Source organism: Pseudomonas sp. 22490, assembly GCF_052044465.1.
Lineage (GTDB): Bacteria > Pseudomonadota > Gammaproteobacteria > Pseudomonadales > Pseudomonadaceae > Pseudomonas > Pseudomonas aeruginosa.
In genome coordinates this window covers 62,629-72,971 of record NZ_JBQENS010000035.1, presented here as the reverse complement: position 1 = coordinate 72,971, position 10,343 = coordinate 62,629, and the positions used below count along the sequence as shown (strand labels likewise).

At 51.4% G+C, this 10,343-nt stretch carries 11 protein-coding genes and 1 pseudogene; 2 read left to right on the top strand and 10 right to left on the bottom strand.

Features of this window, described 5'->3' with window-relative positions; translation table 11 throughout:
* Positions 1-19 precede the first annotated feature (19 nt).
* Positions 20-325 (top strand): annotated as a pseudogene (locus tag ACTJJX_RS29035) (IS5/IS1182 family transposase); the annotation flags it as partial.
* Between the two features lie 97 nt (positions 326-422).
* Here ACTJJX_RS29035 and tnpB read toward each other — a convergent pair.
* The 6 genes from tnpB to ACTJJX_RS29005 all read right to left on the bottom strand — a co-directional run bounded on the left by tnpB (position 423) and on the right by ACTJJX_RS29005 (position 3,994).
* A complete protein-coding gene (tnpB, locus tag ACTJJX_RS29030; RefSeq protein ID WP_010562499.1) occupies positions 423-758 on the bottom strand; it encodes an IS66 family insertion sequence element accessory protein TnpB in 336 nt (111 codons plus the stop codon).
* Positions 755-1,072 carry an IS66-like element accessory protein TnpA gene (tnpA, locus tag ACTJJX_RS29025; protein ID WP_010562498.1) on the bottom strand — a complete coding sequence of 106 codons (318 nt, stop codon included), beginning with the start codon at positions 1,070-1,072 and terminating at the stop codon, positions 755-757. The genes tnpB and tnpA overlap by 4 nt, the downstream gene beginning before the upstream one ends.
* Positions 1,073-1,131: 59 nt before the next feature.
* A complete protein-coding gene (locus ACTJJX_RS29020) occupies positions 1,132-1,626 on the bottom strand; it encodes an inositol monophosphatase family protein (protein WP_017340928.1) in 495 nt (164 codons plus the stop codon).
* Positions 1,626-1,928, bottom strand: coding sequence for a hypothetical protein (locus ACTJJX_RS29015; protein WP_003298444.1), 303 nt, complete (start codon positions 1,926-1,928; stop codon positions 1,626-1,628). Before ACTJJX_RS29015 ends, ACTJJX_RS29020 begins: the two co-directional genes overlap by 1 nt.
* Positions 1,929-2,018: 90 nt before the next feature.
* Positions 2,019-3,419, bottom strand: a complete 1,401-nt coding sequence (locus ACTJJX_RS29010; RefSeq protein ID WP_003127305.1) for a DEAD/DEAH box helicase — start codon at positions 3,417-3,419, stop codon at positions 2,019-2,021.
* Positions 3,416-3,994: a hypothetical protein gene (locus tag ACTJJX_RS29005; RefSeq protein ID WP_003127304.1), complete on the bottom strand. Its 579-nt coding sequence runs from the start codon at positions 3,992-3,994 to the stop codon at positions 3,416-3,418. Before ACTJJX_RS29005 ends, ACTJJX_RS29010 begins: the two co-directional genes overlap by 4 nt.
* A gap of 104 nt (positions 3,995-4,098) precedes the next feature.
* On the opposite strand from ACTJJX_RS29005, the gene ACTJJX_RS29000 reads away from it, so the two are divergent.
* Positions 4,099-4,320 (top strand): helix-turn-helix domain-containing protein, encoded by a 222-nt coding sequence (locus ACTJJX_RS29000; protein ID WP_010562496.1) that lies wholly within the window; start codon positions 4,099-4,101, stop codon positions 4,318-4,320.
* 132 nt (positions 4,321-4,452) lie between these two features.
* Here the strand turns inward: ACTJJX_RS29000 and ACTJJX_RS28995 are convergent, their stop codons facing one another.
* From ACTJJX_RS28995 to ACTJJX_RS28980, 4 genes are read right to left on the bottom strand one after another with little or no spacing between them, the layout of a single operon-like run.
* Entirely contained in the window at positions 4,453-4,881 is a 429-nt protein-coding gene (locus tag ACTJJX_RS28995; protein WP_010562495.1) for a hypothetical protein, read from the bottom strand.
* Between the two features lie 2 nt (positions 4,882-4,883).
* Positions 4,884-6,932 carry a hypothetical protein gene (locus ACTJJX_RS28990; protein ID WP_003132545.1) on the bottom strand — a complete coding sequence of 683 codons (2,049 nt, stop codon included), beginning with the start codon at positions 6,930-6,932 and terminating at the stop codon, positions 4,884-4,886.
* Positions 6,929-8,857, bottom strand: a complete 1,929-nt coding sequence (locus tag ACTJJX_RS28985) for a hypothetical protein (protein WP_003132543.1) — start codon at positions 8,855-8,857, stop codon at positions 6,929-6,931. The genes ACTJJX_RS28990 and ACTJJX_RS28985 overlap by 4 nt, the downstream gene beginning before the upstream one ends.
* The gene (locus ACTJJX_RS28980; protein WP_003132541.1) at positions 8,854-10,320 is read right to left on the bottom strand and encodes a site-specific integrase; all 1,467 of its coding nucleotides are present in this window, start codon (positions 10,318-10,320) and stop codon (positions 8,854-8,856) included. The genes ACTJJX_RS28985 and ACTJJX_RS28980 overlap by 4 nt, the downstream gene beginning before the upstream one ends.
* Positions 10,321-10,343 lie beyond the last annotated feature (23 nt).

The following is a 10,343-nucleotide window of genomic DNA, read 5'->3' as shown; positions in this document are numbered from 1 at the left end:
CCACCCACCGAGTTTCCCGATGAAGCAGATGACCTTCGCCGACGCCGAGTACGCTGGCAAGCGCAAGCAAACCCGCAAGGAGTTGTTCCTGATCGAGATGGATCGGGTGGTGCCGTGGAAGGGCTTGATTGCTTTGATCGAGCCACATTATCCGAAGGGTGAAGGTGGCCGTCCGGCCTACCCGTTGATGGCGATGCTGCGTGTGCATCTGCTGCAGAACTGGTTCGGCTACAGCGATCCAGCGATGGAGGAAGCGCTGTACGAAACCACGATCCTGCGCCAGTTTGCCGGGCTGAACCTGGAGCGCATCCCCGACGAAACCACCAGGTGTCAGTTGGTCGAGATTGGGCGAGGAAGTCATGCCGCTGATTGTGCCAGAGCAGGCGATCAGCGCAGATAAAGCGATGGGCTAATGGCCGGCGCTACAGCACTGTGATCGCACCGGCTGCACCAACCCGCTGCCAAGGTAAACCGAGCACCAAAGCCTGAAGCTGCTCGGTGTCGAGTTCAACTTCCGAGCCGCGGTGGATGCCTGGCCAGTGAAACTTGCCCTGGTTCAATCGCCGCGCGGCCAGCCAGATCCCTACACCGTCATGCACCAACACTTTCATGCGGTTGGCGCGGCGGTTGGCGAACAGATAAGCACAGTGCGGCTTCGCCGCACCGAATACCTCCACTACACGGGCCAATGCGGTCTCGGTGCCGGCGCGCATGTCCATCGGCTCAGTGGCAAGCCAGATGCTATCGATGCGGATCACGGGGCAAGCCCCCGGACAAAGCGGGCGCAGCCGTCAGGATCGGACACTGGCCATTTCACTGTGACTGACTGCTCGCCAAGCGATAGCTCAATAATCACCGATGCTGCAGTCGGCCGTTTGGGCGTAGCCCTCAATGGAACGAACGCCGGCAACGCCGCGGGTAGCTGATCTCGGTAAAGCGGTAGCCATTTTCGAATGACGTTGGCGTTGATGCCATGGCGGATGGCAACGCTGGAGACGGTCGCACCCGGTTGTAGGCATTCCTGAACGACCTGGACCTTGAACGGTTCGGGGTAAGAGCTTCGTTGGCGCATGGAAATCCTAACGTTAAGGACGAACGCGTCCGCTTAAAAATACGCGGACACCATCGCCCTTAATGCTGGAGTTCGGAAGGTGACTTGGCTGGACGCTTACCCAAGATCGCAGATTGCAGGTCATTATTCACGGGACGACCATTACGCAGTAAAGCCGGTGCACCCTCAGCCCATGCTATGCAGTCAGGACCACTAGGCGTGACGGGGGCGTAAACCACGCCCAGCACTGGCGTTGCGTTATGCAGCAATCCGATAGAAATGGCAGAGCCCGGCCGACGATTGAGGAAGTCGCCTGTTCCATCATTGGGGTCAACAACCCAACTAAATGGGTGGCCTGATAGCTCGCAGCCCGTTTCTTCTCCGACAAAATCGCAATTAAGGATGTGCTTCAGTCGCTGTCGCAGAAGTACCTCGATTTCAACATCGACGTCTGCCTTAAAGCCACTGCCCCTTGGGCCGTCTGGTCTATTAAGCTCTGACTCAATAAGTAGGCCTGCTTCGTAAGCAAGCTGCATGACGGGTTCAAGAAGATCGCTCAGCCGCAGTCCTGTCATCAGCTCTTTTCCCAGTAGTTACCCTTGCTGACCAAGCCAAAATCCTCAGAGGAAAATGGCTGCTCATCATCGAACATGCCATTGACCATACACTCCCGACGCAATCCACTCAGCACCCTGAAAAAGCAGGGCTCGCAGAGATGCACCCGATAGTGCTTTCCGTCATGCTGTGATCCATATCCCCATTGGGCTTCAAGCTTGCCGTATTGAAGGCCATAGCCAGGGATACGAGTTCCAGAGCGGCACACGTCGCAGATCACATCCTCAACGACATCGACCAATGCCTGCGACCTAACCTCCATACGCACCTCACGATTACGTTCCACGCGGCACCGGCCGGTTATGGATTCATGCACACCGGCATCATTCGAGCAGCCTCGACTGGCTGAGCATCAGAAACAAGCCAGTAGCTGCTGCCGGTAATGCTGGGAAAAGCTGACCTGGTAAGCGGGCTCATTTGCAAAGCCACCCAGCGAAATGATGTTCGTAGCCTGCGACCCAATACCAGGTTCTGCGCCACCTAACCCAGCATCGCCGATACCCTTGACATGGCCCGAAGCACCCATCGGTTCAGGCCTTGAGTCTGGATTAAATCCAGGCATCTGCACATCTCTCAAAACGGCCAGGTCATCCGGCAAGTCATCTGCAATTCGCTCCGCAAAGCCCTGAAGCTTCGGTTCTGCCAGCATGAATAGCCAAGCCTGGTCATCCGATTCACCTGTGCGTCGCAGTACCCGTCCCAGCACTTGCCGGTAATGCAGTTCGGTGCGGATACGGCTGAGATAGCAGCACACTTGCAGGCGTGGAATGTCGGTGCCTTCGCTGATCATTCCTACGGCGACAATCCAGCGGCAGGTGTTGCTGCGGAATGCATTGATCACTTGCTGCGCATCCGGGGTTTTGTTGGTCACGATACGGCACTCTTCACCCATTGTTTCCAGAGCCTGGGCTATTTGCTGAGCGTGTTCGATGTCGGTAGCCACCACCAAGCCGGCGGCATCAGGCTTGATCTGGCGTAGCTCGTTGAGCTTGCTGTAGCCAAGGTCGAGGATTGGATTGATCACGTCGTCATGGCGCAGCAGTTCCTCATAGGTGACAGGTGACTCCCCCAAAAGCTTGGCGATGCTGGGAAACAGCCTGACGGAGCTATCCGCGCCAAGTTCTTCAGTGAGTTTCACCTTCTGATTATCGAGCAACACAATGCGAGGGGATCGGCACACGCCGTCGGCAATGGCGTCTTTCAAGCCATAGCGGTAATCGCAGATCAAATGCCCTTCGGGCGACGAATAGCGAGCCAAGGCAATGGCCTTGTCGTCCGAACGCCAGGGCGTGCCAGACAGGGCCAACGTGAAGACAGCGCGATCCTGTATCCGGTGCAGTATCTGCTGCCCCCAGGCATTGCTGAGGAGCGGATCGTGGCCGGCGCAATGGTGGATTTCATCGAAGACCACAAGCACCCGGTAGTCATCAAGAAGCTGCCAGAATCCCTCATCACGGTATTCCATGGCCTGATAGGTATAGGCCGCCCCCACGGCACCCATCTGGCCATCGAGACGTCTGCCTAGCACTTCCGAAAAAGTCGAACGAAAACCCTCCACGACCTGGCAGGACGGCGCAAAGCACAGCACCAGGTCAATTCTGTCCTGCTGAAGCAGTCGGCTGGTCAGCTCCGCGGCCATGCGCGTCTTCCCGGCTCCCGGCGTTGCCTGGCAGAAGAAGTGCTGCGTGACGGTAAGGTGCTCCAACGCCTTGGTGATGCAGCTGTTCTGCCAGCTGCGTAGCGATCTGCTCATCGTGGCGCTGCGAGCGTTTTGAGGGTCTTTTCTATGGCGCGTAAATGGCCCAGAAGGCGAGAACTGCGATCCCTGGCCTCCAGGTAATCGCCTTCAACCTTGTCGCGCAAATGCGGCATCTCGTCCAGAAGCAGCTTGAATCGCTCTGCCTCGCCCATTGAAGTGAGAAAGTCCAAGCGGATTTCCTTGTGGAGCGCCTCCAACTGCAAATCCGTATTGGCCGGCAAAGCCTCCACGTCGCGTACCGCCGTGTCTGGTTCGGGCACTCCGGCAGCCATAAGGCTGCTCTCAAAACCGTTGTCGATCAGTTCCAGTTGTAGGTGTGCCGGAATCGGCTGCAGGTGGTAGACCTGTCCTCGGACACGACGGTCCTCGTCCAGTGCAACCCAGCCCGCGCGCACTAGTCGACGGATCTGCTCATACACATAGCGTCGCACATCGGCGATACGGAAATGTGTGCCATTCAGGCGAGCAGCATAGGCATCGCGCAGTTCACGGGTCGTAAAGGTTGTACGCCCTGGCTCCTGAAGCAGCTCATACAGACGCCTGTCGAAGATAAACGAGGCCGATTTCATTGAGGCACCAGAAGAGTTAGCGCGAAAGAAATGCGGATTATAATCCGTGGCCTGTGCGTCCGCAAACGCACGATAGTGCCGCCTCAAGTTGAATTGAGACGGTCATGGATAAGTTGGCGAAAGCGTTAGGGGAACGCATCCGAGTGCAGAGGAAGGCCTGCCGGATTTCCCAGGATGCACTGGCGCTGGCGTGCAATATCGACCGCAGCTACGTAGGGCGGATCGAACGTGGCGAGGTCAACATCACCGTCGAGAAGCTGTATCGCATCGCAAGCGTGCTTGCATGCGATCCATGCGGCCTACTGCCTCAGGCGTCAGAGCTTTAGCCCACCTGATCGACGCTGGCGCTCAAGAAGGCTTGAAATTGCATTAATGCTGTCGGCCCTAACCTCATTATCCAGACTACTAGCTAGAACATTCCCCGACGCTTGTGATGCTGTCGAGGAGGCGTAAATCTATCAATGATGTAGCCGAACCCGGCGTGACTTGTTCTGACGCTCAGCTAGTTCCAGTTCTCTCACGCGCGCCCATAGCTGGAGGTTCTGTGTAAGCGCTCGATCACGCTGCGAACTGACCATCGCCAGCTCTTTTTCTAAAAACAAAACTTTATCTGCTAAACGTTTAATGCTTTTACCACTTGATGAGCCGCAGCCCTTGTCAGCCTCAGCACGACAAGCCTCGATCTTTGCGAGTAATGGCAAATGTGTTTTGCGAGACTTTTTCAGATAACCACGGTCAAATCCAGCCTCATGACTGACGATGCTCGCGGTAAGTTTGGATAGGTCTAGCCCTACATGCTCGGGCATAAAAGGCTTCCCATCGAGAAGGCGCTGCAAAGCTTCCTGACAGGCACCAACCCCCTTGCTTATTCCTTCACCAGACTTCATGACTAAAGCTCCACAGTGTCGATCAGGCGAGTCTTGAAAACCATTAGGCGCTCAATATCGCCCTTCACAATTTGATATTCGCCTGAGTCTTCTGCGTAGTTTGACAACTCGTTTTTCGCATCCTCAATGGCCGCACTTAACCTGGAGGGCTTGATAATCGCACCCTCGCAGGACAAACATTCAGTATAGTCACCGAGCATGAAGGAATCGCAGCGGCCCACCTTGGTGCAACCACCGAGTAGCGTTGGCCGATAGCTAATTGCACCGTTCTTCACCCGAAGCTCTGTATCGGCACGAATATCTTCAATCTTTATCTCGCCAGCTTCAACACGTTCTTTCTGCCTCTGCATGTATGAACCGGTGCCACCAAACAGCGGTTCTTCTTTGAACAGCAGATCTGCAATCAACTGATTGGCCACCGACATCGGCATGGCCATCTGGAACTCGAAAGCAAAGTGGTTATATGGTAGCACGAAGTCTATTTTCTTCTCGTCATAGTAGCCAAAAATGGTGCGCAAGTTATCAAAGCCATTCGCATAATAGCGCGCCATCTGAATGGTCATATGCTTGAACTGCGCTCGCAGAGTCGGTAACGAGAGAAAGCCGCTACTGCTTCCATAGAAGGCCAACGAACGTCGGAATTGATGGCTAGTCAGCGGCCAGGGCTGGCCTACTGCAAAATCTGGCTCATTGTAAAAGTCACGAGAAGGGTCGCTCTGAGCCAACTCTTGTAAATCCTCTGATTGAATCGATAAGGATTTCAAAGCACTGCCCATCGTTGCTCTCAATGTAAAGTCTGTTACACCAACTTCTGCACAATTCTTCGTTTTACACAGGACGGACGGATTGATGAATAGCGGACAACGATCATCCAGTTCAATCCTATAGAGCCGGGCTAAACCACGACAAATCGCCTGGCCAACCTCGACCGCCTTGACGACTTCGCCTGCCGCGAACCATGCGCTTTCTTTCTTGTAACCGCTAAACTTCGTGGTAGTCGATAATATGTGTACTGATTGCGGTTGATCGCGCATAAAACCTTGATCATCAACCACTGAACATCTCACGACTTGATCAGATAAGCAGTTATAAGACATACGCATCACCTCTTGATCACGCATGCCGGTATATAGGTGTATCACCATTCTCACCACATACTGCATCTTGAGAAGGACTCGCTGCAGCTTTCTCTTTTCGGAACAGGCAAACTCACCGACAAAAACCGCAGCCAGACCATATTCCTCTATTGCTTGCTGAATACCGGGGCGATAGCGCGACTTACCACCAACCCCCAAAGATTTTTGACGGTGCGGAGTAAGACCGAAATACTCATCAGCAAAGCACGATATAAATGAATCAATATTCCCAACACCCAAGTAAAGATGATCGAGCAGGTCGCCACAAATATTTATTAAATTCAAATAAAGGCGTGTCGGAATTACCGGATGCTGTTTAGAATCAGGTCTTCTCAAATCAAAAACTCTTGGATTCAGCACAACATACCCTAGGCGTTCCTCGCCCACACTAATCAATCCGTGCAATATCCCACTAAGAACCGTCTTGTCAAAATTACTTTCACTAACAAAAGCCGCTAGATAAACAGGCACGGTAAAAAGCTGCTGCAAGGACAGCACACCAACCATTGACTTCTTTTTCTGCGCATAGCAGAACTTCATAGCGATGCGCAGCACAACCCAATATGAAATAATCGTAGATGCACTCAGCTTACCAATCCGCCCACCGCCAGCGAAATAAATAAGACAATACAGAAGATATTTGGCTTCTTCGATCAGCGCTTGCTGATCATGACCATAATCACCGAACACCATATCGAAGCGTATTCGGCCAATTTTTTTTGCACTCAGCCTGTACGGGTTAAAGTCCCATACAGACTCGCCGTACACTGCCGTTGCATTGCCATACTCAGTGCGACAGATAACAAAATCCGACGCGGGCTTCCCATACAGCTGAGCCGCACTATCTGGCTGGCTGGTGACTGGAAACTGGCCGCTAGAAAAAAGACTACCTATCGACTGAACAGCAGCACTCAAAATACGATCCCCATTTTTTCATAGCGACCCAACCGGACTTCCCAAAACTTAGTTAACTCGCCGTATTCAAACACCTTAGCTTTAACCTTTTCGACTGTCTGTTTCACCGAGCTAGAGCGCTCACTAAGAGCATCGACTATAAACTCGATCCGGATAGATAACTCTTTGAAAAGTGCCTCAGTATGCGCTGCATCGGGGGCCGATTTACGCACGGCATTGACCACGTATTGCAAACTCAGAATTTTATGCAGATCCTCCTCATCGCCGTGACATAAATAGTTTTCGCAGTACAAACAACCATATTGGGTGCGGCAGTTCGGCTCTATAATCAATCCCACATCAGTGGCAGACGTCGGCTTATTGAAATCCTCGCAGTGACCCGCCGCTATTGCGACACTACTTGCTACAGCCTTGCGGCTTCGCTCACGCACAACATGAGCAGCGTGGCGTATTGCATCCCAAAACAGGCTGAACTCGGATTGCTGCTGTTCAGGTGTTGCCTCTGCATAGGTAGAAAGATTCACCGCTTCGGTGTGATTGAGGGATGCCGCTACCGTGGACGGCGACAAACGTGCAGAGTGCATTTCAGTGCTTTTGTGCTTGCGTATTTTACGAGTTGAAAGTCTTGGTACAGTCGGATCAAGAAAGACCCCGCTAATAAACTCATAAAATTTTTCTAAGGAGCTTGTCACGTTAAGATCACCAAAGCTTTTGCAAGTTCTAAGCTGACCAGACGTAGGCATTGCAAAGAATAGTCGCTCATGTCTCGCACCATCCAAAATCCACGCACGCAGCTTTAAATACTCTTTCAGCAGCGACAAACCCGAGCCCCGCCCAATGTTGTAAAGCGTTGACTTTCCGCCAGCCCGAAATTTCACAGCCGACAACTCTTTCTTGAGAGGGGACTTTTCAACTTTGAGTGCGTCTTCGTAACTAAACTGCTCAAATTCAGCCGGAGTGGCACCTGTAATCATAAAAAAAAGGATAGCATAGGCTTTCGCCGCAAGACTCGCTAGATTAAGACGATGCCAGTTGCGCCCATCTTCATTAGCCGCATCCAAAGATGCCTGGGAGCTTCTTAGTTCGCGCGCGACATTATAATTTCTCGGCTTTTTTCGGCCAAGCCTCTCGAAGGCCGCGAAGTATTCTTCGGCCGTAGCAATTCGCCGCTCAGCTGAGTTATATGAAGGAGCAGCATCCTTAAATGGGCTGCTCGCGCCTCGGTTGGACGGAAATATAACAACTTCATAATCTCTAACTCCAACCACGAGCGGGTAAGGTTTTTTATTCAAGATAAAATCACTGCACTGCTGGGCAATGGCAAAGCAAACATCTCTATACAACTCGACATGAGCAGCGCCTGCTGTTGCAGAACCTCTATCTGGAACAATCCTTACTGCACCAGCAAGAATATGGACACTATTATCTGGATAAAGTAATTTGATCAGGCTGGATGCTCTAGTTTGGTAGCTTGACGCGGTCCGGGGCTTCAGCTTTTTATCGGATATTTTTTGATTTAGATGCGCTGTATAATCTCGATATGCCTTTTGAGCATCCACGCTACTGGAAAATATTTCTCGGTAACCCTCAGCGTTCAACCAATCAATAAAATATTCGGTATGGAAGAAATTTGCCAAGACTGACTTATCACGCAGACCGACAAAAGACTCCAAAACTCTCACAATCAGCTCACGACGACTTTCAACGAACGACTCAATCACCAATGGCGTCCCGCGATCATCATGAACACTTTTATTCTTACCACGAATGAGATATGCAAAACTACCAATATCTAACGGCTTCTTTTTAACCTTAACGGTCAGCTGCAATCGCAAACGCTCAGGTTCGGAAAACTCCTGAACCAACTCATTTAGCGTAATAATTTTTGTATTTTCGCGATGCTCTAACAGCTGCCGACTACTCATTCTTGGACCGTCAATTTCATGACTTCGTAGTTACCGTTAAACAATTTCTTCTCCCACACCTCTTGGGCGATGACTTTTTCGTGAGTCATATTGAATAACTTTAGATAGTTTTCAGTTGTTTCCCTAGACTCGTGATGCATACGTTTTTGAATAAAATCAATATCCTCCCCTAATTTCAAAACGCCTTCTTGAACCAACGGTTGCAGGCGCTGGTAGAGTTGATAGGCAAAAGTCGCTCGCAGCCAGTGATATGTAAAATCTTTTGGAAATTGGCTAGAAGCTGTACTCTGCAATTTTCGCTTTATTGTTTCCGTCACCTGCCCTGTCTGTGGCGACCTAACAATTGCGTAACGCGGATCATTTGAAGCCATGTAATAACAATTGCCTTGATCGGAGAGAAACAAATACATATCGTCCTCTTCTATCAACAGACCGGGATGACTGACTTCTAATTGAGCACGAAATTTTTCCCGCCGTCTCCTCATCATCGGACTACGTGCAAGCGTGACCAATTCTTCAGCAAGTTGCTTTGGAACATACAGAACTTGAGTTTTGTCAAATTTCGTATCAATGCCTGTGCGCGGGCCGGCATGCAATTTATAGGCACATTCCGGCACTAGTTTGTCTTCTGTAAATCCTTTCAAATGCTTCAAGCGTATGGTCAAAACACTTTGCTTACGAGCTCCAGTCATCAGAGACGTGAGAAGAATCAACCGCTCAATCGTTGACCATTTCTTTTCATTAATGGCCTCCAAAAGCGCGCCTAACTCAAGATTGGAGAGAGGTCGAAGATCCTCGCCATCTTCACGCACGAATCCCAAAGGAACGGAGCTACTAGGCGGCGTACGCCGCGTTTGGCTGCGCTTTTCAGCATCGATGATTTTCGCGCCTTTTGGGCTCTGCACGATAAGCCGCACTTGCTTGATCGTATCAACACGCTTTAGATCGAGGTAATGCCAATGCTCGGAAACGTACTTATAAAAGTGATAGACCGCAGCGGTATATTGATTGATGACCTGATTACTGCGACGGCCTTCTTTAATCAGGTGATAGAAGTACTTGTAAGTCGGGCGAAGCGAAGGACGGGCACCGGAAAAGTCGAGCCAATCCAGATTGTTATCCTCACAGAATAGGAGGTAATCCAACAGTTTACTGGCACGACGCCTAACATCATCAGTGCGTCGACTTGCAGGAGCCCTATCACGCATGAGACTCAGCAAGTAGTCGTTCGCTTCGTGCCAAGGGTTGCCATTAGCACTAAACAAAAATGGGAAATTGAACAGGGCACGGTCATTCCCTGAACCGACTTCATCGCATTTATAAAGCAGATTGGATTCAGCCCCCTCAAGCGCTGACTCAATAGAGCCGCGAGGCGCTTCACTGACATGCAGGATAGCGAAGGCATCCTGCAAATTCGGGATGAGAATCAGACGACCTTCGTGACGCGGATTGGTGTAGGACATTCGCCCCCCCTGATGAATCAGTC

Coding starts and splice junctions, on each gene's coding strand:
- tnpA (WP_010562498.1), bottom strand. CDS start 1,072: ATGCGCCAACGAAGCTCTTACCCCGAACCGTTCAAGGTCCAGGTCGTT.
- ACTJJX_RS29020 (WP_017340928.1), bottom strand. CDS start 1,626: ATGACAGGACTGCGGCTGAGCGATCTTCTTGAACCCGTCATGCAGCTT.
- ACTJJX_RS29015 (WP_003298444.1), bottom strand. CDS start 1,928: ATGGAGGTTAGGTCGCAGGCATTGGTCGATGTCGTTGAGGATGTGATC.
- ACTJJX_RS29010 (WP_003127305.1), bottom strand. CDS start 3,419: ATGAGCAGATCGCTACGCAGCTGGCAGAACAGCTGCATCACCAAGGCG.
- ACTJJX_RS29005 (WP_003127304.1), bottom strand. CDS start 3,994: ATGAAATCGGCCTCGTTTATCTTCGACAGGCGTCTGTATGAGCTGCTT.
- ACTJJX_RS29000 (WP_010562496.1), top strand. CDS start 4,099: ATGGATAAGTTGGCGAAAGCGTTAGGGGAACGCATCCGAGTGCAGAGG.
- ACTJJX_RS28995 (WP_010562495.1), bottom strand. CDS start 4,881: ATGAAGTCTGGTGAAGGAATAAGCAAGGGGGTTGGTGCCTGTCAGGAA.
- ACTJJX_RS28985 (WP_003132543.1), bottom strand. CDS start 8,857: ATGAGTAGTCGGCAGCTGTTAGAGCATCGCGAAAATACAAAAATTATT.
- ACTJJX_RS28980 (WP_003132541.1), bottom strand. CDS start 10,320: ATGTCCTACACCAATCCGCGTCACGAAGGTCGTCTGATTCTCATCCCG.